The sequence below is a fragment of the Streptomyces litmocidini genome, from assembly GCF_014649755.1.
Taxonomy (GTDB): Bacteria; Actinomycetota; Actinomycetes; order Streptomycetales; family Streptomycetaceae; genus Streptomyces; species Streptomyces litmocidini.
Map to the genome: position 1 here is coordinate 637,874 of NZ_BMTQ01000003.1, position 25,909 is coordinate 663,782.

The 25,909-nt window shown below is 73.7% G+C and carries 23 protein-coding genes and 3 pseudogenes; 15 read left to right on the forward strand and 11 right to left on the reverse strand.

Annotated elements, in window-relative coordinates; all coding sequences use genetic code 11:
* Positions 1-92 precede the first annotated feature (92 nt).
* The 3 genes from IE180_RS09370 (at position 93) to trxA (ending at position 3,629) form a co-directional block, all read left to right on the forward strand.
* The gene (locus IE180_RS09370) at positions 93-1,562 is read left to right on the forward strand and encodes a glycosyltransferase (protein ID WP_190156310.1); all 1,470 of its coding nucleotides are present in this window, start codon (positions 93-95) and stop codon (positions 1,560-1,562) included.
* Between the two features lie 164 nt (positions 1,563-1,726).
* Positions 1,727-2,836 (forward strand): spore photoproduct lyase family protein, encoded by a 1,110-nt coding sequence (locus IE180_RS09375; RefSeq protein WP_229860403.1) that lies wholly within the window; start codon positions 1,727-1,729, stop codon positions 2,834-2,836.
* Positions 2,837-3,263: 427 nt separating this feature from the next.
* Complete coding sequence (gene trxA, locus IE180_RS09380) at positions 3,264-3,629, forward strand: thioredoxin (RefSeq protein WP_190156312.1); 366 nt, start codon at positions 3,264-3,266, stop codon at positions 3,627-3,629.
* 99 nt (positions 3,630-3,728) lie between these two features.
* On the opposite strand, the gene IE180_RS09385 is transcribed toward trxA, so the two are convergent.
* The 3 genes from IE180_RS09385 to IE180_RS09395 all read right to left on the reverse strand — a co-directional run bounded on the left by IE180_RS09385 (position 3,729) and on the right by IE180_RS09395 (position 6,519).
* Positions 3,729-4,916 carry a thiolase family protein gene (locus tag IE180_RS09385; RefSeq protein WP_190156313.1) on the reverse strand — a complete coding sequence of 396 codons (1,188 nt, stop codon included), beginning with the start codon at positions 4,914-4,916 and terminating at the stop codon, positions 3,729-3,731.
* A gap of 143 nt (positions 4,917-5,059) precedes the next feature.
* A complete protein-coding gene (locus IE180_RS09390; RefSeq protein WP_190156314.1) occupies positions 5,060-5,329 on the reverse strand; it encodes a hypothetical protein in 270 nt (89 codons plus the stop codon).
* Positions 5,330-5,484: 155 nt separating this feature from the next.
* Positions 5,485-6,519, reverse strand: a complete 1,035-nt coding sequence (locus tag IE180_RS09395; RefSeq protein WP_190156315.1) for a LacI family DNA-binding transcriptional regulator — start codon at positions 6,517-6,519, stop codon at positions 5,485-5,487.
* Between the two features lie 155 nt (positions 6,520-6,674).
* Here IE180_RS09395 and IE180_RS09400 point away from each other — a divergent pair, with 155 nt between their 5' ends.
* From IE180_RS09400 to IE180_RS09415, 4 genes are all read left to right on the forward strand, one after another.
* The gene (locus tag IE180_RS09400) at positions 6,675-8,042 is read left to right on the forward strand and encodes an MFS transporter (protein WP_373302702.1); all 1,368 of its coding nucleotides are present in this window, start codon (positions 6,675-6,677) and stop codon (positions 8,040-8,042) included.
* Positions 8,043-8,126: 84 nt separating this feature from the next.
* Positions 8,127-8,834 carry an alpha/beta fold hydrolase gene (locus tag IE180_RS09405; RefSeq protein WP_190156316.1) on the forward strand — a complete coding sequence of 236 codons (708 nt, stop codon included), beginning with the start codon at positions 8,127-8,129 and terminating at the stop codon, positions 8,832-8,834.
* Between the two features lie 41 nt (positions 8,835-8,875).
* Complete coding sequence (locus IE180_RS09410; RefSeq protein WP_403537084.1) at positions 8,876-9,079, forward strand: NfeD C-terminal domain-containing protein; 204 nt, start codon at positions 8,876-8,878, stop codon at positions 9,077-9,079.
* Positions 9,080-9,161: 82 nt separating this feature from the next.
* A complete protein-coding gene (locus IE180_RS09415) occupies positions 9,162-10,574 on the forward strand; it encodes a flotillin family protein (protein WP_190156317.1) in 1,413 nt (470 codons plus the stop codon).
* A gap of 60 nt (positions 10,575-10,634) precedes the next feature.
* Here IE180_RS09415 and IE180_RS09420 read toward each other — a convergent pair whose 3' ends face one another.
* Together IE180_RS09420 and IE180_RS09425 are read right to left on the reverse strand one after the other, a co-directional pair.
* Positions 10,635-10,805, reverse strand: a complete 171-nt coding sequence (locus IE180_RS09420) for a hypothetical protein (protein WP_190156318.1) — start codon at positions 10,803-10,805, stop codon at positions 10,635-10,637.
* 77 nt (positions 10,806-10,882) lie between these two features.
* Entirely contained in the window at positions 10,883-11,713 is an 831-nt protein-coding gene (locus tag IE180_RS09425; RefSeq protein ID WP_190156319.1) for a TIGR02452 family protein, read from the reverse strand.
* A gap of 201 nt (positions 11,714-11,914) precedes the next feature.
* On the opposite strand from IE180_RS09425, the gene egtA reads away from it, so the two are divergent.
* Genes egtA through egtD form a run of 4 tightly spaced genes read left to right on the forward strand, consistent with a single transcriptional unit; the run spans position 11,915 to position 16,225 of the window.
* Positions 11,915-13,174, forward strand: coding sequence for an ergothioneine biosynthesis glutamate--cysteine ligase EgtA (gene egtA, locus IE180_RS09430; RefSeq protein WP_190156320.1), 1,260 nt, complete (start codon positions 11,915-11,917; stop codon positions 13,172-13,174).
* On the forward strand, positions 13,171-14,496 hold the full coding sequence (gene egtB, locus IE180_RS09435) for an ergothioneine biosynthesis protein EgtB (RefSeq protein WP_190156321.1): 1,326 nt from the start codon (positions 13,171-13,173) through the stop codon (positions 14,494-14,496). Before egtA ends, egtB begins: the two co-directional genes overlap by 4 nt.
* Entirely contained in the window at positions 14,496-15,248 is a 753-nt protein-coding gene (gene egtC, locus IE180_RS09440; RefSeq protein WP_190156322.1) for an ergothioneine biosynthesis protein EgtC, read from the forward strand. Before egtB ends, egtC begins: the two co-directional genes overlap by 1 nt.
* The gene (gene egtD, locus IE180_RS36300; protein WP_308434390.1) at positions 15,245-16,225 is read left to right on the forward strand and encodes an L-histidine N(alpha)-methyltransferase; all 981 of its coding nucleotides are present in this window, start codon (positions 15,245-15,247) and stop codon (positions 16,223-16,225) included. Before egtC ends, egtD begins: the two co-directional genes overlap by 4 nt.
* A gap of 287 nt (positions 16,226-16,512) precedes the next feature.
* On the opposite strand, the pseudogene IE180_RS37350 reads toward egtD, so the two are convergent.
* The 3 genes and pseudogenes from IE180_RS37350 to IE180_RS09455 all read right to left on the reverse strand — a co-directional run.
* A pseudogene (locus IE180_RS37350) lies at positions 16,513-17,133 on the reverse strand (lysophospholipid acyltransferase family protein); the annotation flags it as partial.
* Entirely contained in the window at positions 17,130-17,924 is a 795-nt protein-coding gene (locus IE180_RS09450; protein ID WP_190156324.1) for a GNAT family N-acetyltransferase, read from the reverse strand. The gene IE180_RS09450 and the pseudogene IE180_RS37350, both read right to left, overlap by 4 nt.
* Before the next feature lie 139 nt (positions 17,925-18,063).
* Positions 18,064-19,314 (reverse strand): extracellular solute-binding protein, encoded by a 1,251-nt coding sequence (locus IE180_RS09455; RefSeq protein ID WP_190156325.1) that lies wholly within the window; start codon positions 19,312-19,314, stop codon positions 18,064-18,066.
* 280 nt (positions 19,315-19,594) lie between these two features.
* On the opposite strand from IE180_RS09455, the gene IE180_RS09460 reads away from it, so the two are divergent.
* Positions 19,595-19,819, forward strand: coding sequence for a dodecin (locus IE180_RS09460; protein ID WP_190156326.1), 225 nt, complete (start codon positions 19,595-19,597; stop codon positions 19,817-19,819).
* Positions 19,820-20,051: 232 nt separating this feature from the next.
* Here the strand turns inward: IE180_RS09460 and IE180_RS09465 are convergent, their stop codons facing one another.
* Positions 20,052-20,540 (reverse strand): phosphatase domain-containing protein, encoded by a 489-nt coding sequence (locus IE180_RS09465; RefSeq protein ID WP_190156327.1) that lies wholly within the window; start codon positions 20,538-20,540, stop codon positions 20,052-20,054.
* Between the two features lie 390 nt (positions 20,541-20,930).
* On the opposite strand from IE180_RS09465, the gene IE180_RS09470 reads away from it, so the two are divergent.
* Both IE180_RS09470 and IE180_RS09475 read left to right on the forward strand, forming a co-directional pair.
* Positions 20,931-21,593, forward strand: coding sequence for a deoxynucleoside kinase (locus IE180_RS09470; RefSeq protein WP_190156328.1), 663 nt, complete (start codon positions 20,931-20,933; stop codon positions 21,591-21,593).
* Positions 21,594-22,096: 503 nt separating this feature from the next.
* Positions 22,097-23,275: a Cmx/CmrA family chloramphenicol efflux MFS transporter gene (locus tag IE180_RS09475; RefSeq protein ID WP_190156329.1), complete on the forward strand. Its 1,179-nt coding sequence runs from the start codon at positions 22,097-22,099 to the stop codon at positions 23,273-23,275.
* A gap of 292 nt (positions 23,276-23,567) precedes the next feature.
* Here IE180_RS09475 and IE180_RS09480 read toward each other — a convergent pair.
* Positions 23,568-24,040, reverse strand: a pseudogene (locus IE180_RS09480) (ARMT1-like domain-containing protein); the annotation flags it as partial.
* Between the two features lie 100 nt (positions 24,041-24,140).
* On the opposite strand from IE180_RS09480, the gene IE180_RS09485 reads away from it, so the two are divergent.
* Entirely contained in the window at positions 24,141-24,764 is a 624-nt protein-coding gene (locus IE180_RS09485) for a nucleotidyltransferase domain-containing protein (protein WP_190156330.1), read from the forward strand.
* Between the two features lie 468 nt (positions 24,765-25,232).
* Here IE180_RS09485 and IE180_RS37665 read toward each other — a convergent pair.
* Positions 25,233-25,439: pseudogene (locus IE180_RS37665) on the reverse strand (solute carrier family 23 protein); the annotation flags it as partial.
* Between the last annotated feature and the right edge of the window lie 470 nt (positions 25,440-25,909).

Genomic DNA, 25,909 nt, shown 5'->3' on the forward strand with positions numbered 1-25,909 from the left:
TCGCCGTGCACCCCGCATCCGCCCGACGTCCTGCGGGGGAATCCAGGCGGTGGAGGGGTCCGGTACGGGCCCCCGTGCGACAGGAGGAAGGCATGGCGCGCGTCGTGGTGGTCAGTCCCCCGTTCCACTCCCACGCACAGCCGATGGCGGTCCTCGCCGGCTCGCTGGCGCGGGCGGGCGCGGAGGCGTACCTGGCCTGCGGCCGGCCCTTCGCTCCCCTGGCCCGGGCGGCGGGGGCGCGCTTCGTCCCGCTCACCGTGACGCGGAACGCCAACACGGGCGTCGCCCGGAGCACCGTGCAGGGGGACCGGGAGGCGGCGCGGCTCGAGGAATTCCTCGCCGCGACCCGCGAGGGAGCGGTCGCCGCGCTCCTCGCCCAGGCGCGGCACCGCCGCGAGGACATGCTGTCCGATCCGGAGCTCGTGCTGGCCGAGATGCGGGCGCTGCACGAACGTCTCGCTCCGGACTGGTACGTGGTCGACCAGCTCAGTTATCCGGTGACGCTGGCCCTGCACTGTCTGGGGCTTCCGTTCGCGACCTTCTGCCCCGGCCACCCGACGTACCTTCCGCACGGTCCGGAGGCGCTCTTCGGCGTCCCGTACGCGTGGCCGTCCGTCATCCGCCCCGAGGACGGCGAACTGGCGGAACTCCGGAGGGCGGCCCGGGCCACCGACAGGGCGTTCACCCAGGAGTTCGCGCGGGTGGCACGGCGCCACGCTCCGGAACGCGAGGCGCCCGGCCGGGCTTTCGCCCTCGCCTCACGGCGGGCGGTCGTGTTCAACTACCCGCCGTTTCCCTGGCTTCCGGAGCGGGAGGGACCGGGGCCCCGGCACGTGTACGGCGGACACTGCGTCGTCCGGGAGCCGCGAAGCCCGGACGACGGCTGGGAGGAGACCCTCGACGCGCTGCGGGCGCGGGCCCGGCACGTCGTCCTGGTCGCTCTCGGCACGTTCCTGTCGGCGCGGGACGACGTTCTGGACGTCGTGGTCCGCGGGATCCTCTCCCAAGTACCGGACGCCGCGGTCGTGGTCGCGGCGGGCGAAGGGGTGGAGTCCCTGGCGCACCTGGCGGGGCCCAGGGTGCGCGTCGCGCGCACCGTTCCCCAACGCCGGCTGCTGAGGCACGTGGACGCGATGGTGCACCACGGCGGCAACAACTCGTTCACCGAGTGCGTCGCCGCAGGCGTTCCCGCCCTCGTGCTGCCCTTCTCCAGCGACCAGTTCTCCATCGCCCATGACGCCGAACGGGCCCGGGTGGGCGTCTGTCTCGACCCGGCGCGCCTGACCGAGGCCGGGGCGGGCGCCGCGGTGCGGCACCTTCTGCAGGAGAGGCCCCGGGGTCTGGGCCGTTGGGCGGCGGCCTTGTCCGGGCGGGGGCCCGACTGGGCGGCCCGGCAGCTCCTGTGCGCCATGCGGGAGCGGGCGGGTGGAACCGTACCCGCGCGTGCACCGGCACGACCGGCCGGGGAGCACGCGTGGGCCCTCCGCACCGGCTCCCCGGAGGCCGGCCAAGGCCCCCGGACGCCGGACCGCTCCGAGACCGGCTGCGAGGAGCGACCATGACGGACAGCGGATCCCGGTGGGCGTGGTCCGAGGAGACGGAACGAGCGGTACTGGGGAACGAGTGGTACTGAGGAACCGGAAGGGAGTGGAGTGGAATGGGCGGGCGACGAGGCCCCGAGGAGCCGGAGCGGCAGCCCGAGGGGCTGTTCGCCGTGGAGGACCTCATGGCCGAGGCAGGGGCGCGGGAGGACCGGCCGTTTCGTGACGGGCCCGAGGCGCGCAGACTGCTGCGGGTGGCGGAGATCCATGCGGAACCGGCCGCCGCCGCGTCCTGGCGGGGCCGGCAGATCATCGCGCGCTTCCCTCACGCCCGGCTCGTCCGGACGGACTCCCACTGGCGCATCCCGCACCTCCACGGCAACGAGGGGAACGTCGAGCGCTGGGTCAGGATCAAGCGGGAGACGCTGGTCCTCGGCGAACGCTCCTCGTTCGCCGTCCGCCCCAACGGGCGGTCCGCCGACTGGATCGCGCCGGGCCTGTCCAACGGCTGCGCCATGGCCTGCGCGTACTGCTACGTCCCGCGCCGCAAGGGGTTCGCCAACCCCATCACCGTGTTCACCAACGTCGACCGCGTCCTGAACGCCCTCGGCCGCCACATCGCCGCCACCGGCCCGAAGACCGAACCCAACCAGTGCGACGAGCGGGCCTGGGTCTACGACATCGGCGAGAACGGCGACTGCTCGGTGGACGACCTGATCAGCGACAACACCGCCGACCTCGTCCACGCCTTCCGCCGCTGGCCCACCGCCAAGGCGTCCTTCGCGACCAAGCTGGTCAACCCCGACCTGCTGCGGCTCGACCCGCAGGGCCGCACCCGCATCCGCTTCTCCCTCATGCCGCCGGACGACTCCCGCCTCCTCGACATCCGCACCAGCCCCGTCCCCGCCCGCGTCGAGGCGGCCGCCGACTTCCTGGAGGCCGGCTACGAGGTCCACTTCAACCTCTCCCCGGTCGTGATCCGCCCCGGCTGGCGGCAGGCCTGGGACGACCTGCTGCGCATGATGGACGACGTGCTGCCGCGGCGGGTGAAGGAACAGGCCGCCGCGGAGGTCATCATGCTCACCCACAACCAGGACCTGCACGGGGTCAACCTCGGCTGGCACCCCCGCGCCGAGGACGTCCTGTGGCAGCCGGACCTCCAGCAGCCCAAGAGGTCCGAGAACGGCGCCCTCAACGTCCGCTACCGCAACACGGTCAAACGTGAGGCCGTCGACGCGCTCTCCCGCACGATCGAGACCCGCGCACCCTGGCTGCGCGTGCGCTACGCCTTCTGACCCGGCCCGCCCCACGGGACACGGGACACGGGACACGGATGACGGTCTCGAAGGCGGCCGGGTGCTCTCCGAGCATCGCCGCGCGGACCGCCGCGGGGTGCGAGTGCCGGAGGTGAGGGGACGGCGGCTCCTCGGAGCCGGCGCGTCCCTGCCCCTTCCCCCGCCTCCGGGGCCACCGGTGACCGGTGACCGCTCTCCTCGACGGCAGGGCCGAAGGTCCCCGCCGCCGCCTCGCCGTCCGGAAGCAAGTGCTCCGTCCGCCGGCCACCGGCCATGCGCCATTTCCCTCGATGGCTGGTGACGACGCCGTCATCGTCCGTTCGCAGGGTTAGGCTCGCCATGACGCCCTGGTGTTCCCGTCGTGTTCCCGGACCGCCCCGGGAACCAGCCAGGATTCCATCCTTTACGCACGTCGGAGGCCGACAGCATGAGTACCGTAGAGCTCACCAAGGACAACTTCGACGAGATCGTGAGCGGGAACGAGTTCGTGCTCATCGACTTCTGGGCTTCGTGGTGCGGTCCCTGCCGTCAGTTCGCCCCGGTCTTCGAGGCTGCCTCCGAGCGGCACCAGGACCTCGTCTTCGCCAAGGTGGACACCGAGGCGCAGCAGGAGCTGGCCGCCGCGTTCGAGATCCGCTCGATCCCGACCCTGATGATCGTCCGTGACAACGTGGCCGTGTTCGCGCAGCCCGGAGCGCTGCCGGAGGCCGCCCTGGAGGACGTCATCGGGCAGGCGCGCAAGCTGGACATGGACGAGGTCCGCAAGTCCATCGAGGACGCGCAGCAGAAGTGACCCACCGCGAGAGGGGTACGGGAGCCTCCCGTACCCCTCTCGCGCGCTTCGAGCTCCTTGTTCCGGGCCCCCCGCTGCTCCGGTCCCCTCGTGGGGCCGTCAGCGCTCCAGGACCAGCGCGAGGCCCTGGCCGACGCCGATGCAGAGCGCCGCGAGGCCCGTGCCGGAGCCGGCCGCGGCGAGCTGGTGCGCCACCGAGCCGGCCAGCCGGGCCCCCGACGCGCCCAGCGGGTGGCCGATCGCGACCGCTCCGCCGCGAGGATTCACGATCTCGGGGTCGAGTTCCGGCCATTCGGCGAGGCAGCCGAGCGACTGGGCCGCGAAGGCCTCGTTGAGCTCGAAGGTCGTCAGGTCCGCGAAGGAGCGCCCGGCCTTCCCCAGGGCCCGACGGACCGCCTCGACCGGGCCGAGGCCGAAGAGCTGGGGCTCGATCCCGGTGACCGCAGAGGTGCGGATCCGGGCGAGGGGCTCCCGGCCGGTCTCGCGCAGCCCGTCCTCGTCGACGAGGAGCAGCGCCGCCGCGCCGTCGTTGAGCGGCGAGGAGTTGCCCGGCGTGACCGTGCCGCCCTCGCTGCGGAAGGCGGGCTTCAGCTTGGCGAGGGCCTCCATGGACGTGGTGTCGCGGATGCACTCGTCGCGGGTCAGCTCCACGCCGGGGTAGGGGACGACCTCGTCGTCGTACAGCCCCTTCGCCCAGGCCTCGGCCGCCTTGCGGTGGCTGGCGAGGGCGAAGGAGTCCTGGCGCTCGCGGGTGATGCCGTGCTTGTCGGCGACGAGCTCCGCGCCCTCGCCCAGTGCGACCGTCCATTCGGCGGGCATCCTCGGGTTCGTCATGCGCCAGCCGAGGGTCGTGGAGTGGAGCTGCTGGTGGCCGGCGGGGAAGGCCCGCTCGGGCTTCTGCAGGACCCAGGGGGCGCGGGACATCGACTCGACGCCGCCCGCGATCGCCACGGAGGCGTCGCCGAGGGCGATGGCGCGGGCGGCCTGTATGACGGCCTCCAGGCCGGAACCGCAGAGGCGGTTGACGGTGACGCCGGAGACGGTGACGGGCAGTCCGGCGAGGAGGACGGCCATGCGTGCGACGTCGCGGTTGTCCTCGCCCGCGCCGTTGGCGTCGCCGAAGTAGACGTCGTCCACGCGCGCGGGGTCGAGCGCGGGCGAACGGTCGACGAGCGCGCGGACGACATGGGCCGCGAGGTCGTCGGGGCGCACGGAGGCGAGGGCGCCCCCGAACTTCCCGATCGGAGTGCGGACGGCGTCGACGATGTAGACGTCGCGGATGCTCATCGGTTCTCTCTCCCACGTGACCGGCGAACGACTCTGTTCGCCTGGTGAAGCAATCTTCGCCCCCTCGGGCGCGCAGAGTCTCCGCCCGATGGGGCCCGCTGTCAACGGGCCGGTTCGGGCCACCGCGGGGAGAACGCCACAGCTCAGCCGTGTGCGGCGGGGCGGACCAGCGCCGTGAGGCCGTAGTCGAGTTCGCTGCCGTCGACGAGCAGCGCCTCGACCGTACGCGTCTCGGGGTCGATGTCGGCCCGGATGCCGTGTCCCTCGTAGATCGGGTAGCCCGACTCGCCGTGCCGTCCGGTGGCCTCGACGACGGCCGTGCGGACGGCACTGTCCGCGACGGCGGCGCCGCCGCGGTCCTCGACGTGCTCGGGCACCAGCAGGATCTCGAACCGCTTCGGAACAGTGCTCATGCACCGAAGCTAAGCGTTGGGCCGGACTCGCGCCGGACGACGCCCCGGGCGGCGGGGCCCGGCGCGCCCCGGACGCCGAGGGGCCCGGTCGCTCCCGCCGGACGCCGAGGGGCCCGGTCGCTCCCGCCGGACGCCGCTCCCGGGCGCCACGGGCCTCAGCTCGATTCCCGTCGGACGACCCGTGAGTCCAGCAGGGAGCGGGAGACGGACGGGGCGTCCGGTTCCCGTACGGCGCGGTCGACCAGTTCCGCCAGCTCGCGGCCGAGCACCATGTCGATCCGTACGGTGCTGAGCCGGGGCCGCAGCAACCGTCCGAGGAGCAGATCGTCCGCGCCGACCACGGCGGTCTCCCCCGGCACGGAGATCCCGGCGTCCTGGAGCGCCCGCATCAGGAGCATGGCGTATTCGTCGTTGTACGCGAAGACGCCGTCGAGCCCGAGCTCGCGCCACCGCGCGGCGAGCCCGGCCGCCGACTCCTCCTCGTACCGCAGCGGCAGGGGCACGACGGTGGCGCCGGTGCCCTCGGCGGCACGGCGCGCGCCGTCGAGGCGGGGTCCGGAGAACATCGCGAGGCCCGGCTCCTCGGGCACGACGACGCCGATCCGGCGCCGGCCGGTCTCCAGGAGGTGCTCGGCGGCCACCTCGCCGACCCGCCCCTGCTCCAGGACGAGGGCCTGGGCGCCCTCCACGCGCCGGGTGCCGAGGGTGATCACGGCCCGGGCCCCGGACCGCTTGAGGATCTCGACGCCCTGCCCGGTGAGCTCGACCTCGCCGAGGGAGACCACGGCCACCGGTCGCAGCTCGGCCCAGGCGCGGGCGGCCTCCTCCGCCTCCAGGCCGACGCTGCCGTACTGCACGACCGTGTAGTCGAGGCGGCGCAGGGCCCACTGGAAGTCGTTGAAGAACTGGCTGTAGAGCGGCCCGACGGGGACGTGGGAGCTGGGGATCAGCACCATGCGGCTGTGGCCCGCGCGCAGGCTGCGGGCCGCCGCGTGCGGGACGTAGCCCAGTTCCTCGGCCGCCTCGCGCACCCGCTGCCGGGTGGGCTCGCTGATGCGGACGGCCGAGGTGTTGTTCAGGACGTACGAGACGGTGGCCCGGGAGACGCCCGCGAGGCGCGCGACATCGGCGCTGGTGGGGACGGCCCGCCCGGAGGGGCGTCCGGGGGAGCGTTCGGTTGGCTGGCTCATCGATCCGGCATCTTTCCAGAACGATCCGGCGCAGGCTCTGGCGGATGGCCGGATCGGGGTGCTACACAGTGCCCACACGTGTCACTGACACGTGTCACCTCCCCGTTCCATCCGCTTCTCGCCCCCGCACCGGGCGATCTCCTCAGGAGGGCAAAGTGGCCCTTTCCTCCCCCGGGACCGGCCCCGAAACGGGCGCCACCGGCACGGGCACCACAGGCCCCGCCGCCCCCACGGGCGCGATCGACGCGAGCGCCCCCGGCCCCATCACCCCCACGGGTACCACCGACAGGCGCGCCCCCGGCCCGGCCGTCCCCGGCTCCCCCACGGCCCCCCGGCCGACGCGTGGCCTGCTGACCCTGCTGTTCGCCGGCAACACCGCGATGTACGCCCTGTACATCGGCGTCCCCGGCATGCTCCTCGCGCTCCAGGTCGAGGCCGTCGACCCCGCCGACAAGGTGGCGAACTTCGGCCTCGTCTCCGGCGTGTCCGCGATCTTCGCCACCGTCTTCAACCCGGTGGCGGGCGCCCTCTCGGACCGCTCCGGCCGCCGCAACCCCTGGATCCTCGCCGGGGGCCTGCTCGCCCTCCCGGTGATGCTGCTCCTCGGCAGCGTCCACACGATCCTGCTGGTCACCATCGCCTGGTGTCTGGGCCAGGCCGTCATGAACGTCTACCAGGCCGCCCTCACCTCCGTCGTCCCCGACCGGGTGCCCCCGGCCGCGCGGGGCAAGGCCTCGGCCGCCGTCGGCCTCGGCCTCCCCGTCGGCTCCACGATCGGCGCCCTCCTCGGCGCCGCCTTCTCCGAGCACTACCGCACCGGCTACCTCGTCTTCGGCGCGATCGTCGCCGCCACCGCCGTGCTGTTCACCGTCTGCGCCCGCGAGGAGCGCATGCCCCCCAGGGCCGCGATGCCGGTCAAGGAGCAGATCGCGGCCTTCGGCGGCGCCCTGAGGGACCACGACTTCCGCTGGGCCTTCATCGGCCGGGCCCTGCTCGTCCTCGGCTACTTCGCCGTGGCCGGCTTCCAGCTGTACGTCCTCAAGGACCACACCGACCTGCCCGCCGGACTGAGCGCCGAGGAGGCGGTGGCGATCCTCATGCCGGTCAACTCGGTCGCCATGGTCGTCTCCACCGTCCTCGGCGGCTGGCTCTCGGACCGGCTCGACCGCCGCAAGCTCTTCGTGGGCGCCTCCGCCGCGCTCGCCGCGCTCGCGCTGCTCGTCCCGGCCTTCTCCACGAGCTGGACCGCGATGCTGGCCTTCTCCGTCGTCAACGGGCTCGGCTTCGGCTGCTACATGGCCGTCGACACCGCCCTGGTGACCATGGTGCTGCCCAGGGCCGAGGACGCCGCGCGGGACATGGGCGTCCTCAACGTCGCCAACGCCGGTCCGCAGATCGTCGCCCCCTTCGTGGCCTCGCTCATCGTGTCGCTGAGTGGCGGATACACGGCGCTCTTCCTGGTCGCGGCCGTACTGTCGGTACTCGGCGCGCTGGCCGTGCGCCCCATCCGCAGCGTGCGCTGACCCCCGTCGGAGCACGCCGCGCCCCGTCCGCAGCGGCACCGGCCCCCGTCGGCGGCCGCCGAACACCGCAGGAGAGGCGGCACAGTGCGCCTGCACACGACCACGTGGGGGTCCGGTGACCGGACGGCCCTGCTCGTCCACGGCATCATGGCCGACCACCGCACCTGGCGCCGGGTCGGACCGGCGCTCGCGGAGCGCGGCTACCGGGTGATCGCCGTGGACCTGCGGGGGCACGGGGCGAGCGACCGGGCCGCGGGCCCGGAGGCGTACCGGCCGCAGGACCACGCCGACGACCTCGTGGAATCCCTGCCCGTCGGCGCGGAGCTGGCGATCGGTCACTCGCTCGGCGGGCTCGTCCTGGCGCGGGCGGTGGAGCGCCTGGCGCCGGCCCGGGCCGTGTACTCCGACCCGGCGTGGCACCTGGCGGCCGGTCCCTGCGGCTACCGGGCCGACCTCTTCGTCCGGGGCAAGTCGATGACCAGGGAGCAGATCAAGGGGTTCAACCCGCACTGGTCGGACGAGGACGTCGACGTCGAGATGGCGTCGGTGAGGGACTGGGACGAGCGGAGCGCCCACGGCCTCACGGCGTTCGCGGGCGCCGACCTGTGGCCGGACCGGCCCGTGGTGCCGTCCCTCGTCACCCTCGCCGATCCGAGCACGCTCGTGCGGCCGGAGCACGCCAGGATGCTGGAGGAGCGCGGTTTCGTCGTCCGTACGGTGAAGGGGGCGGGGCACACGATCCACCGGGACGAGTTCGACGGTTTCATGTCCGCCCTGGACGGGTGGATCTGACGTACCGTTCAGTCATGGACGACACGTCGATGGACAGCTCGATGGTGGGACTGCTCGGCCGCGTGACCGGCACCGTCGGCCCCGGTCTCGTCGGCGAGGTGATCGTCCGGATCCGCGGCGGCGCCGAGCACTTCCTCGCGCACCCCGCCTCGCCGAAGGAGCGGATCGAGGTCGGCACGGTCGTGATGGTCATGGAACATCTCCCTCCGCGCACCGTCTATGTCACAGCCGCGTACGACAGTTGACCGAACCGTTGAGCCGTGCCCTTCACGGGCGCACACTCCCTTCACCGGATCCGCTCGGCTCCGGTGAAGGGGGACCTTGTCCATGGGCATCGGCATTCTGGCGGGCGTCGTCGTCGGCGCGCTCGCCGTTCTGATCGGTGTGTTCAAAATGATGTGGCGCGTCGCGGAACCCAACGAGGCGCTGATCATCTCCGGTTCCAACCACAAGAACGAGGGCCTCGGCGCGGGCATGGGGTTCCGCATCGTCACCGGTCGCGGCACCCTCGTGCTCCCCGGCGTCCAGGCGGTGCGGAAGCTCTCGCTGGACCTCAACGAGACGCAGCTGTCCGTCGAGTGCGTCACCCACCAGGGCATTCCGCTCAAGGTCCGCGGTGTGGTGATCTTCAAGGTCGGTGACGACTTCGTGTCGATCGCCAACGCCGCGCGCCGCTTCCTCGACCAGCAGAAGCTGATGAGCGAGCGGGTGCACATCGTCTTCGCCGGTCATCTCCGCGCCATCGTCGGCGGGTTGACCGTGGAGGACATGATCCGTGACCGGGAGAAGCTGACCGGGCAGGCGCGTTCGGCCTGTGGCACGGAGATGGAGAAGCTCGGTCTGATCGTCGACTCGCTGCAGATCCACGAGATCGAGGACCCCACCGGGTACATCAAGAACCTGGCCGCCCCGCACGCGGCCGCCGTCCAGCGGGACGCGCGGATCGCGCAGGCGGAGGCGAACCGGCGGGCGACCGAGGCCGAGCAGCAGGCTGCGGCGCGCATGTCGGAGGCGACCCGCGACAGCGAGATCCTCCAGGCGGGCTACCAGGCCGAGCGGGACCAGGCCTCCGCCCGGGCCCGGCAGGCCGGCCCGCTCGCCGACGCCGCCTCGCGCCAGGAGGTCGTCGTCCAGGAGACCCGGGTCGCCGAGCTGGAGGGCCTCCGCAAGGAGCAGCAGCTCCAGGCGGAGGTCCGCAAGCCGGCGGACGCGATGGCGTACGAGACCCGGACGCTGGCCGCGGCCGAGCGTGACGCCCGGATCTCGGCCGCCGAGGCCGAGGCGAAGGAGACGGAGCTGGCGAGCGCGGCCAAGGCGACGGCGACCCGGCTCACCGGTGAGGCGGAGGCGGCGGCGCAGCACGCCAAGGGGCTCGCGGTCGCCGAGGCCACGCGGGCGAAGGGCCTGGCGGAGGCCGAGGCCATCAAGGCGCGGGCGGCGGCGCTCGCGGAGAACCAGGAGGCGGTGGTCGCGCAGCAGCTGGCCGAGAAGTGGCCGGAGATCGTCTCGGCGGGTGCCTCCGCCTTCGGGAACGTCGACCAGATGGTGCTGCTCAACGGCGCCGACGGCATGGCGGACGTGTTCGCCAAGGCGCTGACCATGGGCGGGACCGGTCTCGGCCTGGCGAGGCAGCTCCTCGCCACGATGAGCCCGGCCGCGCAGGAGAAGCCGGGCGGGACGGTGCTGCCGGTGGCACGGACCGAGGAGAGCGTGGAGATCCCGGTCGGCGACGGTCGGTGACGGCGCGCGAGGGGCCCGGTGCCGTCCTGGCACCGGGCCCCTCGTGCGGTCCGCTCGACCTCAGTTGTGGCCGAACCTGCGTTCCTTGCGGTGGGACGCGTGCTCGACGAGGCGCATCTGTGCCGCTCTCGTGGGGTTCGGCGCGCTCTTCTCCTTCGCCACCGCTTCGGTGCGGTGCTCATGGCCGCCGGTACGGGCTCCCCGGTTCGTCCGGGTCTGTTTCTTGCCCACGATCGTGCCTCCCGTGACGGGGTTCGGACGGTGGTCCGTGTTCCCTCAGCCTGGCACGGGGGCAGGAGAACCGCACGTCAGAGCGGTTGTGCGAGGACCTTCCGGAAGGCCGCGAGGGTGGGGGTGCCCTGCGCGCGGTCCAGGACCGCGAAGACGACCTCCTCGAAGTGGCCGGCGAAGCGGCCGTCACCGGTGAGGAGGGCTTCGAAGGCGCCGGCGACGTCCGCCGGGTCGTTCTGGAACACTCCGCACCCCCAGGCGCCGAGGACGAGCCGTCGGTATCCGGCCGCCGCCGCCGTCTCCAGGACCCGCTCGGCGCGGGACGCGAGCGCGGCCGGCAAGCGGTGCGCGAGGTCGGGGGTCCGGCGGCGGATCACGCCCGCGTTGGGCGCGGGAGAGGTGAGGAAGCCGACCGTGAAGGGTTCGGCGAGCAGCGCGCCCCGGTCGTCGCGGAAGACCGGGACCCGGGGCGAGTGGATGACCCGGTCGGTGTAGAAGGCGTCCCGCTCCTCCCGGTGGTGGGCGTAGTAGCCGGGGGCGCGCAGCAGGGTGGCGTGGAGGGCGGAGGACCGGCAGAGCGCCTCCTCCTGTGCCTGGGCGCCGTTGAGGTAGCCGCCGCCCGGGTTGCGGGCCGAGGCGAAGTTCAGGACGGCCACCGGGCGGGTGGGGTCGGTCCGGGTCATCCGGCGGGCCGCCGCCAGGCTGCTCTCGGGGGTGACGTCGAGGGTGGGCGTCCGGTCGGTGTCGGGCGTGACGGCGAGCGGCTCGGGGCCGTGGAGGCGGGTTCCGGCCAGGGCGGCCTCCAGGTCCTCGGCGAGGGAGACGGTCCGGCCGTCGGGGGCCCGGTAGCGGCCCGCGGCGACGATCTCCTCGGTCTGCCGCGCGACGGCGCGCAGTCGTGCACTCATGCGTTCCAGCTTGATCGTTTCGTTGCGGTGGCGGCAAAGGGTTTTCCGGGACTGCGGGGAATTTCGGACGGGCAGGGGCACGGGGGGCGCGTGGGGGCCGTGCGAGGCGCTCTTGCACGGCGGTCGGTGGTGGCTTTAGGTGGAAGCAGCGACTGACCGGGCGGGTCCCCACGGGGACCCCGAGGACCAGGAGGTGCACGGATGTCGCCGAGCGGCATACGGCGCGGCGGCCCCCCTCTCACCGAGGTGGAGGCGGAGGACCTGCTGCGATGTATCTGCTTCAAGACGGGTCCGCCCCGCACGGTGGGGGTGGAGCTGGAGTGGCTCGTGCACGAGCTGCGGGACCCCCGGCTTCCCGTACGGCCGCCGAGGCTCGCGGCCGCGCTGGACACCGTACGGGCGCTGCCCCTGGTGTCGGCCCTCACGTTCGAACCCGGCGGGCAACTGGAGCTCAGCTCGCGCCCGGCCGGCTCCCTCATGGAGTGCCTCGACTCGCTCGCCGCCGATCTGGTCGCGGTGCGGGCGGCGCTCGGGCGGCTCGGCCTGGCCCTCAGCGGTTACGGGGTGGACCCCTGGCACGCGCCGCGCGGCCGGGTCCTGCACGAGCCCCGGTACGACGCGATGGAGACCGCGCTCGCCCGGACCGGGCCCGCCGGGCGGGCGATGATGTGCGAGTCGGCCTCGGTGCAGGTCTGCCTCGACGCAGGCCTGGAGGAACCCGGTCCGCTCGGTTACCACCGGCGCTGGCGGCTCGCCCATCTGCTCGGCGCGGTCCTGGTGGCCGCCTTCGCCAACTCCCCGGTGCACGGCGGTCGCCGGACCGGCTGGCGTTCGACGCGGCAGGCGCTGTGGACGGAGCTCGACCCCCGGCGGGCACTCGCGCCGCCGCCGGACGGGGAGCCGCGTACGGAGTGGGCGGCGCACGTCCTGGACACCCCGGTGATGTGCGTGCGGGCCGAGGAGGGGCCGTGGGCGGTGCCGGAGGGCCTGACGTTCCGGGAGTGGCTGCGGACGGGCCTTCCCCGGCCGGCCGACGCCGACGACCTGCGCTATCACATGACGACCCTGTTCCCGCCGGTGCGGCCGCGCGGGCACCTGGAGCTGCGGATGATGGACGCACAGCCCGGCCCGGACGGCTGGATGGTGCCGGTGGCGGTGACGACGGCAGTCTTCGACGACCCGGAGGCGGCGGAGACCGCGTACCGGGCGGTGAAGCCCCTCGCGGAGCTGGCGGGCCCGGGTCCCGCGCCGCGCAATCCGCTGTGGCTGGCGGCGGCCCGTGACGGTCTCGCCGATCCCGAGCTGCACGCCGCCGCCCGCGCGGTGTTCTCCGCCGCCCTGGACGCGCTGCCCCGGATCGGGGCGAGCGAGGGGGTGCGGCGGGCGGTCGCCGCCTTCCACGAGCGGTACGTGATCCCCGGCGGCTGCCCGGCCGACGACCTCCAGGTGGTGACGTCATGACCGCGACCGGGACGGGAGCCGGCCCCGAGGCCCTGCGGCGGCGGGCCCTGGAGGCCCTCACCACGGCGCGGGACCGTACCGCGCTCCTCACCTCCTGCGTGGAGGACGGCGAACTCACCGCGCAGCACTCGCCCTTGATGTCGCCGCTGGTCTGGGACCTGGCGCACATCGGCAACCAGGAGGAGCAGTGGCTCTGGCGGGCCGTCGCGGGGCGCGAGGCGCTGCGGCCCGAGATCGACTCGCTGTACGACGCCTTCCAGCACCCGCGCGCCTCCCGTCCGTCGCTGCCGCTGCTCGCGCCCGGCGAGGCGCGGGCCTACGCCGCCGACGTACGGATCCGGGTCCTCGACGTGCTGGAGAGCACCCCGCTGGAGGGGCGCCCGCTGGTGGACGCCGCTTTCGCGTTCGGGATGATCGCGCAGCACGAACAGCAGCACGACGAGACGATGCTGATCACCCATCAGCTGCGGAGGGGTCCCGCCGCCCTGACCGCTCCCCCGCCGCCCGTCCTGCGTTCCGGGCCGCTGCCCGCCGAAGTCCTGGTGCCCGGGGGCCCCTTCACCATGGGAGCGTCGGACGAGCCGTGGGCCCTGGACAACGAACGGCCGGCGCACCCCCGTCTCGTCCCCGCCTTCCACATCGACACCACGCCCGTCACGAACGGCGCCTACCTCGCCTTCATGGCCGACGGCGGCTACACGGACCGGCGCTGGTGGCGGCCGGAGGGCTGGGCGCAGATCCGGGAGCACGGCATCACGGCCCCGCTGTTCTGGCGACAGGAGGGCGGACAGTGGCTGCGCCGCCGGTTCGGGGTGACGGAGCCGGTGCCCGAGGAGGAGCCGGTCCTGCACGTCAGCTGGTACGAGGCGGACGCCTACGCGCGCTGGGCGGGGCGACGGCTCCCGACCGAGGCGGAGTGGGAGAAGGCGGCCCGCCACGACCCGGTCACCGGACGCTCCCGCCGCTACCCGTGGGGCGACGCGGATCCGGGCCCGGAGCACGCGAACCTCGGGCAGCGGCACCTGCGGCCCGCGGCGGCCGGCAGCTACCCGGCGGGCGCCTCGCCCCTCGGCGTACGGCAGTTGATCGGTGACGTGTGGGAGTGGACCGCCAGCGACTTCCTGCCGTACCCGGGGTTCACGGCCTTCCCGTACAAGGAGTACTCGGAGGTGTTCTTCGGGCCCGAGCACAAGGTGCTGCGCGGCGGTTCGTTCGCGGTGGACCCGGTCGCCTGCCGGGGCACCTTCCGCAACTGGGACCTGCCGGTGCGGCGCCAGATCTTCTCCGGCTTCCGGACGGCGCGCAGCGCGGAGCTCGACTGATGTGCCGTCACGTCGCCTACCTGGGGGAGCCGGTGCCGCTGGGGGAGCTGCTCGTCCGGCCGCCGCACGCCCTGCTGCGCCAGTCCTGGGAACCCCGTACGCAGGACAGCGGGGTGGTGAACGCCGACGGGTTCGGCGTCGGCTGGTACGCCGAGGGGGACCCGGTGCCCGCGCGGTACCGGCGGACCGGACCGATCTGGGGCGACCCGTCCTTCGCCGACCTCGCCCGGGTGGTGCGCTCCGGGGCCTTCCTCGGGGCGGTCCGGGGGGCCACGCTCCCGGGCGCCGACGGGGAGGCCGCGGCGGCGCCGTTCGCCGCCGGGCCCTGGCTGTTCAGCCACAACGGCGCGGTCGACGGCTGGCCCGACTCCGTCACGGCGCTCGCCGGGACGCTGTCGGCCGGTGAGCTGCTGCGCCTGGAGGCGCGCACCGACTCGGCGCTGCTCTGGGCGCTCGTGCTGCACCGGCTGCGGGCCGGGGACGCGCCGGGGGCGGCGCTCGCCGACACCGTGCGGGAGGTCGCGGCGGTGTCGCCCTCCTCCCGGCTGAACCTGCTGCTCACCGACGGCGAGCGGATCGCCGCGACCGCCTGGCGCAACAGCCTCTGGTGCCTGTCGGCCCCCGACCGGGTGGCCGTGGCCTCCGAACCGTACGACGACGATCCGCGCTGGCGGGAGGTGCCGGAGCACACGCTCGTCACCGCCGGCCGCGCCGATGTCACCCTCACCCCGCTCAAGGAGCCTTCCGCGTGAGCCCGTTCCAGCTGACCCGCACCCTCGCCCCGGACGCCGCCGGCGCCGACCTCCGTGCCGACGTCCTGCACGGACTGACCCGCTCCCCCAAGGAGCTGCCGCCCAAGTGGTTCTACGACGCCCGGGGCAGCGAGCTCTTCGAGGAGATCACCCGACTGCCCGAGTACTACCCCACGCGCGCGGAGCGGGAGATCCTGGCCGCGCGGGCGCCGGAGATCGCCGCCGCGACGGGGGCGCGGACCCTGGTGGAGCTGGGTTCCGGTTCCTCCGAGAAGACGCGGTTCCTGATCGACGCGCTGCTGCCGGGACTGGACGCGTACGTGCCCGTGGACGTGAGCGAGTCCGCGCTGACCGGGGCGGCGGAGTCGCTGCTCGCGGACCGGCCGGAGCTGTCGGTGCACGCGCTCGTCGCCGACTTCACGCGGGGGCTCGCGCTGCCGGGGACGCCGGGGCCGCGCCTGGTGGCCTTCCTCGGGGGCACGATCGGCAATCTGCTGCCCGCCGAACGCGGTGCCTTCCTGCGTTCGGTCCGCTCCCTGCTCACGCCCGGCGACGCGCTGCTGCTCGGCACGGACCTGGTGAAGGACGAGGCGACGCTCGTGGCCGCCTACGACGACGGCGCCGGGGTGACGGCCGCGTTCAACAAGAACGTGCTGTCCGTGATCGACCGGGAGCTGGGCGCGGACGCCGATCCGGCCGCCTTCGACCACGTGGCGGTGTGGGACGCCGACCGGGAGTGGATCGAGATGCGGCTGCGGGCCCGCCGCGCGCTGACCGTGAAGATCCCGGAGCTGGATCTCGTGGTGCCGTTCGCGGCGGGCGAGGAGATGCGGACGGAGGTGTCGGCGAAGTTCCGTCAGGCGGGCGTACGGGAGGAGCTGGCGGCGGCGGACCTCGAACTGGCCCGCTGGTGGACGGACGACGAGGGCAGGTTCGCGCTGTCCCTGGCCACGGTCGGCCGAGGGGCGGTCGGCTGAGGGACGAGCGGCTGGACGGCGGGCGGCTGGGGTACGAGCGGCTGGACGGCGGACGGCTGGGCCGTGGCCGGTACCGCCGGCGGGGTGAGGGGCGGCCGGGCGACGGCTCGTTGGGCCGCGGCGGCCAGGGCGCGGCGGTCTGGACACTCGGTACTGGATATCGGATCCAGTATTCGGATGCGGGCGACGATCCGCCGCGCGGTGACGACCCGCCACAACGACGCCCCCAGCGGATCGTCCCCGACGTACGCGGCGGCCCCCGTCGGCCGGTAGTCGATCCGTACCGGCAGCACGGCGCAGCCGCTGTCCAGGGCGGCCTGGAACGCGGCCGGGCGGAAACGCCCCCGGGCCCGCCCGCACCAGGTCGACCCCTCGGGGAAGACGACCACCCGGCCCCCGCCGGCGAGCACCGCGGCCATGGCCCGGACGGTGCCGGGCAGGGCCCTGAGCCGGTCGCGGTCGATGAAGAGGGTGCCGCCGAGCGCGGCGAGCGGACCGAGGACGGGCCAGCGGCGGACCTCCGTCTTGGCCACCATCCGCCCGGGCAGCACGGCCGCCAGGAGGGGGACGTCCAGCCAGGAGACGTGGTTGGCGACGACGAGGAGCGGGCCCGTCACCGCGCCGGCCGTCCCCTCGTACCGCGTACGCACCCCGAAGGCGCGGACCACCGCTCGCGTCCAGCCCCGCACGAGGGCGAGCCGGGCGGCGGCCGGGAGCAGCCCCGCCGCCGGGGCGAGCAGGACGCCGAGGAGGACGGCGCCGGTCCCGGCGGTCAGCCGGGCCACGGCGAGGACCGCGCCGGCCCGCTCCTCCGGCCCGCCGGGTCCGGCGACGGGGTGGGCCGCGCAGTGACCCGGGGTGCAGGGCGCCGTGGGGAGCCACGGCGGGAGGGCCGTGGACCCGTTCACCGCGCCGGGACGAGCGACAGGAAGTGGTCGAGGTAGCGCGGGTTGGTGCGGCGCAACGAGAGCAGCACGTAGAGGTCGGCGACGCCGAAGTCGGGGTCGTGCGCGGGGGCGCCGCAGACCCAGGCACCGAGCCGCAGGTAGCCGCGGAGCAGCGGCGGGAGTGCGACGCGGCCCTCGGGGCGGGCGATGCCGTCGGGGCTCCACAGCTTGTGCGGGGTGACCCAGTACTCCTCGGGGGCGAGGTGCTTGGCCCTGACGGTGTCCCAGGTGGCGGCGGCGAGGGTGCCGCCGTCGGCGAGCGGGATCGAGCAGCAGCCGGCGAGCCAGTCGTGGCCGGTGCGGGTCATGTAGCGGGCGAGACCGCCCCAGATGAGGGCGATCACGGCGCCGTTGCGGTGGGCGGGGTGGACGCAGGAGCGGCCGACCTCCACCAGGTCGTGCCGGACGGGGGCGAGCCTGGTGAGGTCGAACTCGCTCTCGGAGTAGAGGCGCCCGGCGACGGCGGCCCGGTCGGGCGGCAGGATCCGGTAGGTGCCGACGACCTCGCCGGTGCTCCCCTCCCGCACCAGGAGGTGGTCGCAGTACGCGTCGAAGGCGTCGGTGTCGAGGCCGGGCTCGGGGCCGTCGAGCCGGGCGCCCAGCTCGCCGGCGAAGACCTGGTGGCGCAGCCGCTGGGCGGCCCGGACGTCCTCCTGGTCCCGGGCGAGGCCGACGACGTACCGGGGCGTGGGCTGCTCGGCCGGGGCCAGGGGCTGTGCGGGGACGGCGAGCGTGGGCGTCGGTGCGGACATGGCGGGTTCCTCCGGCGGGACGGAAGGGGAAGGGGCGGGACCGGGCCGCGTGAGCGGTGGCCCGGCTCCTCGTTTCTTCCGTCACCGGCTGGATTCGACATGACCGTCCGGGGGCTCGCGGATGTGCGAACGCTGAATGCTATTCGGCGAGGGTGTCCGTGATCGCGGCCGAGGCCTCCTTCGCCGCCTTGACGGGATCCTCGCCCTGGAGGACGGCCGTCATGTACGGCTTGATGGGGTTGTCGGCCTCGACGTCCGCCCACTGCGGGGAGTTGGGGGTGGCCCGGCCGCGTGCGGCGCCCTTCGCCATGGCGGCGGTGGCCTCCTGCCCGGCGACGACGGAGGCGAGGCTCTTCTTGTTGGGCACGTAGCCCATGGCGCGGGCGAGTTCGGACTGCCACTTCTCGCCGGCGAGGGCCTTGACGACGTCGAGGGCGGCACCGCGCTGGGGGGCGTTCTCCGGGATGATGAGGTCGGAGCCGCCGGTGAAGACGGCGCAGGGCCGGTCGGCCTCCTTGCCGGGTATCGGGAAGTAGCCGAGCTTGTCCTTGAGGCCCGGGTCGGCCTTGAGGATGGCGGCGACGGCGCTGGGCGTGGCGATGAGCTGGGCGACGTCGCCCCCGGCGAAGACGTCGGCCTGCGGCGGGGTCTGCTCGTCGGCGTCCTTCGGGCCGGATCCCAGGGCCTGGAGCTTCTTGTAGAAGGCCATGCCCCGCTGGGCGCCCGGGCCGTCGAGCGCGCCGGTCCACTGGCCGCCCCTGTCGACGGCGAGTTCGCCGCCCTCGTCCCAGATGAAGCCGGCGAGGGTGTACCAGTCCTGTCCGGCGAGGTAGATGCCCTGGGTGCCGTTCTTGTTGAGCTTCTCGGTGTCGTCGAGCCACTCGGCCCGGGTGGCCGGGGGCTTGTCGATGCCCGCGTCCTCGAACAGGTCCTTGTTGTAGATGACGATGCGGTTGGCCGCGTACCAGGGGATGCCGTACTGGGATCCGGCGATGCTGCCGGGTTCGGCGAGGCCGGGCAGCCAGTCCTCGCGGCCGAGGTCGCGGACCGACTCCAGGGTGAGGTCGAAGAGCTTGTCGGTGTCGGCGTACTGGGCGACCTGGGTGTTGCCGACCTCGATGACGTCGGGGCCGCCGGAGCCCTGGATCGCCTCGGTGACCTTCTTCCCGATGCCGGTCCACTCCTGGATCGTGAACTCGAGCTCGACGCCTTCGTGCTCCTGCTCGTACGCCTCGGTGAAGCGCTTCAGGAAGTCCTCGCTGACGCTGTCCCGCATGAGCCAGACGTTCACGGTCCTCGTCCCGTCGTCGCCGCCCGGCAGCATCCCGCAGCCGGCGAGGACGAGCGCGGTGGCGGCTGCCAGGGGACAGGCGAGATGGCGGTTCTTCACGTGGGTCACCTTCTGCTCAGGTTCAGCACGGGGTCGTGCGCATGGGGGGCTGACCCGGCATGGGGGGACCGAACGGGGTGTTCGCGCGGGTATGTGGCCTGGATTCTGGTCTGGACCAACGGGATGGTCAAGTCCTTGACGACTTCGTCGCGCACCCGGGCGGACGATCCGCTCCCTCGCCCTCGGTGGTTACTCGTGGGTCTCCCGGCCGTCGTCGTGTCGCGCGCCGACGCGCCCTGGGGCACCGTGGAGGGACCGCACCGAGAGGAGTTCGGCCCCCATGTCGAATCACACCTACCGCGTCACCGAGATCGTCGGCACCTCCACCGAAGGCGTCGACGAGGCCATCCGCAACGGCATCAACCGCGCCTCGCAGACCCTGCGGGGACTCGACTGGTTCGAGGTCACGCAGGTGCGCGGCCACATCGTCGACGGCGCGATCGAGCACTACCAGGTCGGGCTGAAGGTCGGCTTCCGCCTGGAGGACGGGGAGACGCTGTCCTGACGTCCGCCCGGCCGGGCGGACGACCCGTCGTCCCGGCCTCCGGGCGGCCCGGCCGAGGACGCACCGCCCCGGCCCTCCGGGCGGCCGGTGCCCCGGGCCGGGTCCGGCCGCTTCCGGCCCGGGTCCGCCCGTTCCCGGCCCGGATCCGACCGCTCCCGGGCCGGACCCCGGGGCCCGGCCGGTGCCCCGCCCGGGCCCGGCCACGTACGGGCGGCCCCGGCCGCTCAGGTGCTCAGGTGCGGCCCTCCTTCTCCTGAGCCTCCCTCAGCGCCTCGGAGGGCTCCGCCCAGCGGGCCCGTACGACACGGAAGCCCGCCGCCTCCGCCGCGTCGCACACCGCCGGATCGTCGTCGACCAGCACCCTGACCGTGCGGTCGGCGGCGAGACGGCGCAGGATCTCCACCTTGGTCACCCTGGCCGGCCGGAAGTCGCGGTTGCGCCGCATGTGGACGGGCCCCTCCGGCAGGCCCTGCCCGGCCAGCCACTCCGAGGTCGCGCGACGGCAGCGCTCGGGCCGCCCGGTGAGGTAGACCACCTCGCACTCCCCGGCCGCCTCCAGACACAGCGCGACGCCCTCCTCCAGCGGCGGGTCGTCGGGCGCCGCCGCGAAGAAGCCCTCCCAGTCCTTGGGCCTGCGCTCCAGGAAGTGCTGGCGGTGCGCGGTCGCGGCGAGGGTGTTGTCGAGGTCGAAGACGGCCAGGGGCCTGTTGTCCGATGTCACGGGCCCCAGCGTAGAAGCCGCATGGCGGGAGGCGCTCCGGGATCGCGCACGGGCGGCCGGGCCGGAGGGAGCGGCGCGGCGCCACGCCGGATCCCCCTCGGGCCGCCGGTCGCGGCCCACCGGCCGGCGGGGGCGGATCGTCACTTAAGATTCAGGGCGGCCGCGGGGCCGTGGCCCGTCGCCGTGCGCGACGGCCGCGGAACGGCCGGCCCGCCGGCCGGCCGGGGCGAGCGGTCCGGTCCGGTCCGGAGCGAGGTTTCGGGCCTGACGGTCCTCATGACGTCGATCACGAGAATCCCGGGAATCGTGGGACCACCGACGTGCGTCCCAGTGGTGCGGGAGGCCCGGCCCCCCGCCCACGAGAAGAAGAGTCCCAGGGAGAAGTGAGGTATGTCGGTGATCTGCGTCGGAGGCATGATCGGGATCGGCAAGACCAGTGTCGCCGAACTGCTCGCCAAGGAACTGGGCAGCGAAGTCTTCTACGAGAGCGTGGACGACAACCCGATCCTCCCGCTCTTCTACTCGGCGAGCCCCGAGGAGATCGAGGCGAAGCGCTACCCCTTCCTGCTCCAGCTCTACTTCCTGCAGACGAGGTTCGCCTCGATCAAGGAGGCGTACAAGCAGGGTGACAACGTCCTCGACCGCTCCATCTACGAGGACTGGTACTTCGCCAAGGTCAATCACGACCTCGGCCGGATCAGCTCCCTCGAGATGCAGGTGTACGAGGGGCTGCTCGACGAGATGATGCGCGAGATCGACGGCCTGCCGTACCGCAAGGCACCCGATCTCATGGTCTACCTCAAGGCGGACTTCGAGACGGTGCTGCACCGCATCGGGCTGCGGGGACGCGATTTCGAGCAGGACGAGGGCCTCGTCGAGTACTACCGGACGCTGTGGTCCGGCTACGACGACTGGGTGCACAAGCACTACTCGGCCAGCGAGGTCCTCGTCATCGACATGAACCGCACGGACGTGGTGAACAACCCCGACGACGCCGCCCGCGTGGCGCGCGAGGTCAAGGACGCCCTGGCGGCGGCCGGACGTCGCGTCTGAGCCCGGGCTCCACGACCGGACCCGCGTCCGGCCCCGGCGGCCCCGGACGCGGGAGCCGGTCCGCCGCGCGGCCTGCCGCCCGGGGTGCCGTCCCACCGTCGTGACGTCCGGTGCCGCCGCCCCGCGGCGTGCGGCCTCGTACCGCCGTCGGCTCGGGAACGACAGGCGGGACCTGGTGCCGCGGGCACGGGGGACCAGCACATCGCAGAGCGAGATCGCTCACGGGGCAGCTCCTGGCTGTCGCGGGACACCACGTCGGGGACGCGGGCCGACGCGGTGAAAGGGAGATGCTCCGACTGGTGCCGGTCGGGTAGCGTGCGGGCCATGTCGAGTCCGGAGTCAGACAGGCCGGGGGCTTTCGGTCACGCCGTCAGCCCCCTGAACCGCTGAGTTCGCAGTCCTGCCGTCCCGCCGTGTTCCGTGGCCGGACGACTGCGCCCTCGGGCGCTGACCGCGGTGACGAGATGACCCCCTCGTACCTCTCCTCACCTCGGAGCCACTCGATGCCCCTTCCGCTGTACCTGCTTGCCCTGGCGGTCTTCGCCATGGGCACCTCGGAGTTCATGCTCGCCGGCCTCCTGCCGGACATCGCCTCGGACCTCGGCGTCACCGTCGGGACCGCAGGCGCACTCACCTCGGCCTTCGCGATCGGCATGATCGTCGGTGCCCCGCTCATGGCGGCGCTGGCCCGTCACTGGCCCGCACGGTCGAGCCTGCTCGGATTCGTCCTCGTGTTCTCGGCGGCCCATGCTCTGGGTGCTGCCACCTCGAGCTTTCCGGTCCTGTGCGCGACTCGGGTGATCGCGGCGCTCGCGAACGCCGGGTTCCTCGCCGTCGCCCTGACGACCGCCACCACGCTGGCCCCTGCCGACAAGAAGGGACGCGCCCTCGCCGTGCTGCTGTCGGGCACCATGGTGGCCACGATCGTCGGCGTCCCCGGGGGGTCGGCGCTCGGCGCGCTGCTCGGCTGGCGGGCCGCGTTCTGGGCGGTCGCCGTACTCTGTCTCCCCGCCGCAGTCGGCGTCCTCACCGGAATCCCGCCGCGCCCCGTACAGGAGAACCCGGCTGACGGACCGCCACTGCGGGCGGAGCTCGCCCAGCTCAAAAGTCCGCGCCTGCTCCTGATCATGCTGCTCGGCGCGCTCGTGAACGCCGCCACCTTCGCGGGCTTCACCTTCCTCGCCCCCGTCGTGACCGACACCGCCGGGCTGGACGAACTGTGGATCTCCGTCGTCCTGGTGCTCTTCGGTGCCGGGTCCTTCCTCGGCGTCACCGTCGCCGGACGCCTGTCCGACCGGCGCCCCGGCCCGGTCATCGCCGTCTGCGGCCCGATGCTGCTCGTCGGCTGGCCGACTCTGGCCGTGCTGGCCCACCAGCCGGCCGCTCTGCTCACCCTCGCGTTCGTCCAGGGCGCGCTGTCGTTCGCACTGGGCGGCACGCTGATCACGCGGATCCTGTACGAGGCGGCCGGCGCGCCCGCCATGGCCGGCTCCTACGCGACCGCGGCACTCAACGTCGGCGCCGCCGCCGGCCCCCTCATCGCCGCGACCACCCTCGGCACCGCCCTCGGGGACCTCGGACCGCTGTGGGCGAGCGGGCTCCTCGTCGCCGCCGCACTGCTGGTCGCGTTGCCCGCGCGCGCGGTGCCCGCGGCCGACCGGAGCCGCGAGGCGCTCCGGTGACGCGCGCGAACGCCCCGTCGGACATCGAAGGCCGTCGAGCGCTGCCGCACGTACGGCGGGACGGGACTGCCCGGCCGCTCCGGCGTCCCGCGCTTCACCGACCCGGACCCTGGTGCCGCGTCCGCACGGACTGCTTCGAAACCTCCGCCCTGCCCGGTGCCGGTGGGGCCCGGGATGCCGTCCGCACCACCGGTGTCGAGGCCGGCCGGGGGGCCGCTCGCGTGGAAGCGGAACGGTGTTCACCGTCGCAGGGGTCGAACGCCTGACGGAGGAGGGAGTCCGGGATCCACGGTCGCGGTGGGACCAGTGCGTGCGTGCCGCTCGTGCGCCATGCTGCCCCGGTCCGTTCGAGGGCGTCCAGGGCTCCCTGCTCCGGGCCGATCACGGCGTCGGACTTCAGGGTCCGGAGCGCCGCGACGGGCCCGGGGAAGCAGGCCGTGCGCCCGGCGAACGGCACGGTCGGGTGCCACAGCCGGTCGCCCACCAGGCGCCGGTGGCCGAGATCACCCTTCGGGACGTGAGCGCGGCCTTCGCGAACTCCTCCCGCAGGTCCTCGGGCATCCCCTCGTACGGCAGCGGAGCGCAGAAGAACGGGTGGGTGCCGGCCTCCGGGCTTCCCGCGGCCATGGCCTTCCAGAACCGGCCGCCGATCCGGCCCGCTTCGCCGGACGCCCCGACGAGACGCCGGAGGCAGCCGACCACGTCCGCGGTCATCACGTCGGAGACGTGGTGCGGGTAGGGCTTGACGTGCGGCACGACCCGCTTCCGGGGGGGGGAGCCGGCCGACGCCAAGGCGCTCCGGCGAGACCGCCGGCCCGCCGCCGGTCTGGGCCTCCACCCGTCTCGCTCCTGGGAACATGGACAGATGAGTGCTGAGGTGCGGGGAGAGTGGGTGCCGGATCGTCCCGAGGACGTGGCCGCGGTCTTCGCCGAGGCGGATTTTCCGTGGTGGATCGCCGGTGGCTACGCGATCGAGCTCGCGGTCGGACGCGAGCTGCGCGCACACGGCGATCTCGATGTCCTCGTCCTCCGGCGCGACCAGGCCCTCGTGCGTGGCCTGCTGGCCGGCTGGGACCTGTACGTGGCGGACCCGCCCGGACAGGGGGAGCTGCGACCGTGGTGTCCTGGAGAGGTCCTTCGGCCGCCGCTCCACGACATCTGGTGCCGCCGCACGCCCGAGGCGCCCTGGTCGGTGCAGCTGATGCTGGACGAGGCCGAGGGCACCCGGTGGGTCTCGCGTCGTGACCCGGCGATCCGCCTCCCGATCGACCGGCTCGGGCGCACGACCGAGCCGGGCATCCCGTATCTCGCGCCAGAGGTCCAGCTCTTCTACAAGGCGAAAGCGACCCGGGACAAGGACGAGACCGACTTCGAGGCGGTGCTGCCGCTGCTCGACGCTCCGGCGCGCGCCTGGCTGGCGGACGCGGTCGAGGTGGTCGCGCCTGGCCATCCCTGGATCCGCCGGCTCCTGCCGGCCGGCCGAACGTGAGCGGCGGGACGTCGTGGAAGTCGGGGTTCCGGGGACGGGTCCTCACAGGCGCCGTGGCCTCCACGACCACCAGTGCGCCATCGGGAGCGTGTGGCCCTGCCGTGCGCCGTCGTCCCCGCAGGAGGCGGACGGCTCCTCTCGTCCGCCGGGTCGACGACGTGCTCGCCGACGGCGGCGGCCGCCGGCACGTCCTCCCACCGCGGGTGGACTTCTTCCCGTGGGAGTTGCCGATCGCGCCCCGCCCCGAGCGGATCGCGATCTCAGGTCGAGGAGCCATGGGCGACGAGGTGGCCCATGGAGCGCTCGTTGGAGCGGGCGTACTCCTGGTGCAGGGTACGCAGCGCGGGCGTGGTCGTGCACGTCCGTGCCGATGCGCAGGGCCAGCCGCTCGGCGCTGAATCGCCGGGCCGGGCGATGGTCGCGAAGAGATCGCGGCTTCAGGTCCATGAGCACCGGTACGGGGCACCGCAGTGCGCCGGCCGGCGCGAAGAGTTCGGGGTGGGGGACGGAGGCCATCAAGGCTCCGGCCTTCGGCACCAGGCCGAGGAGGACCATGAGGACACCGGCCGCGACGACGACGAACCGGCTGGTGACGCGGAAGATGCGCACCAGGCCGATGTTCTCGGCGAACGCCACGTACGGGAAGGAGGTGAGCGCCCCGCCCAGCACGGTGGCGCGCCGTACACCACGAGGAGGCCGGCGGTGCCGCCAGGCGTCCAGACGTGGAGGCATGAGGGAGCCGGGTCGAAGGGCCGGGCCAGGCACGGGTCCTTGCGGACGGGCAGGGCGTCACGCAAGGCAGTGGGCCATGGTTTTCAACCAAAACCCCTCGGTAGCTTATGAATCCATAAGCATCAGCCATGTCGAGTGCGGATTTCGTTGCCCCTCGCCAGCCCAGGGATGACGCGCCCTCCAGTCACGGCACCCCTGCGTCCGCACCCCCGACGAGGATGGGACGCCCTCGCGCACGGGCGCCCGGTCGACGGCCGGTCGACGGCCGGTCGACGCAAAGCGGCCGTACATGCCGGTGGCCCCGGTCCCTCCGGGGAAGGACGCGGGGCCACCGGCCGTTGGCGGATCGTGTTGCCGAGCCGTGCCTACTTGGGCATGAGGACGGTGTCGACGATGTAGACGTTGGCATTGGC

Excerpts from the sequence above, each read along its gene's own strand:
- trxA (WP_190156312.1), top strand. The coding sequence starts at position 3,264 with ATGAGTACCGTAGAGCTCACCAAGGACAACTTCGACGAGATCGTGAGC.
- IE180_RS09460 (WP_190156326.1), top strand. The coding sequence starts at position 19,595 with ATGTCGAATCACACCTACCGCGTCACCGAGATCGTCGGCACCTCCACC.
- IE180_RS09385 (WP_190156313.1), bottom strand. The coding sequence starts at position 4,916 with ATGAGCATCCGCGACGTCTACATCGTCGACGCCGTCCGCACTCCGATC.
- IE180_RS09470 (WP_190156328.1), top strand. The coding sequence starts at position 20,931 with ATGTCGGTGATCTGCGTCGGAGGCATGATCGGGATCGGCAAGACCAGT.
- IE180_RS09395 (WP_190156315.1), bottom strand. The coding sequence starts at position 6,519 with ATGAGCCAGCCAACCGAACGCTCCCCCGGACGCCCCTCCGGGCGGGCC.
- IE180_RS09415 (WP_190156317.1), top strand. The coding sequence starts at position 9,162 with ATGGGCATCGGCATTCTGGCGGGCGTCGTCGTCGGCGCGCTCGCCGTT.
- egtB (WP_190156321.1), top strand. The coding sequence starts at position 13,171 with ATGACCGCGACCGGGACGGGAGCCGGCCCCGAGGCCCTGCGGCGGCGG.
- IE180_RS09370 (WP_190156310.1), top strand. The coding sequence starts at position 93 with ATGGCGCGCGTCGTGGTGGTCAGTCCCCCGTTCCACTCCCACGCACAG.
- IE180_RS09450 (WP_190156324.1), bottom strand. The coding sequence starts at position 17,924 with ATGTCCGCACCGACGCCCACGCTCGCCGTCCCCGCACAGCCCCTGGCC.
- IE180_RS09485 (WP_190156330.1), top strand. The coding sequence starts at position 24,141 with ATGAGTGCTGAGGTGCGGGGAGAGTGGGTGCCGGATCGTCCCGAGGAC.
- IE180_RS09375 (WP_229860403.1), top strand. The coding sequence starts at position 1,727 with ATGGCCGAGGCAGGGGCGCGGGAGGACCGGCCGTTTCGTGACGGGCCC.
- egtC (WP_190156322.1), top strand. The coding sequence starts at position 14,496 with ATGTGCCGTCACGTCGCCTACCTGGGGGAGCCGGTGCCGCTGGGGGAG.
- IE180_RS09410 (WP_403537084.1), top strand. The coding sequence starts at position 8,876 with ATGGTGGGACTGCTCGGCCGCGTGACCGGCACCGTCGGCCCCGGTCTC.
- IE180_RS09425 (WP_190156319.1), bottom strand. The coding sequence starts at position 11,713 with ATGAGTGCACGACTGCGCGCCGTCGCGCGGCAGACCGAGGAGATCGTC.
- egtA (WP_190156320.1), top strand. The coding sequence starts at position 11,915 with ATGTCGCCGAGCGGCATACGGCGCGGCGGCCCCCCTCTCACCGAGGTG.
- IE180_RS09475 (WP_190156329.1), top strand. The coding sequence starts at position 22,097 with ATGCCCCTTCCGCTGTACCTGCTTGCCCTGGCGGTCTTCGCCATGGGC.
- IE180_RS09390 (WP_190156314.1), bottom strand. The coding sequence starts at position 5,329 with ATGAGCACTGTTCCGAAGCGGTTCGAGATCCTGCTGGTGCCCGAGCAC.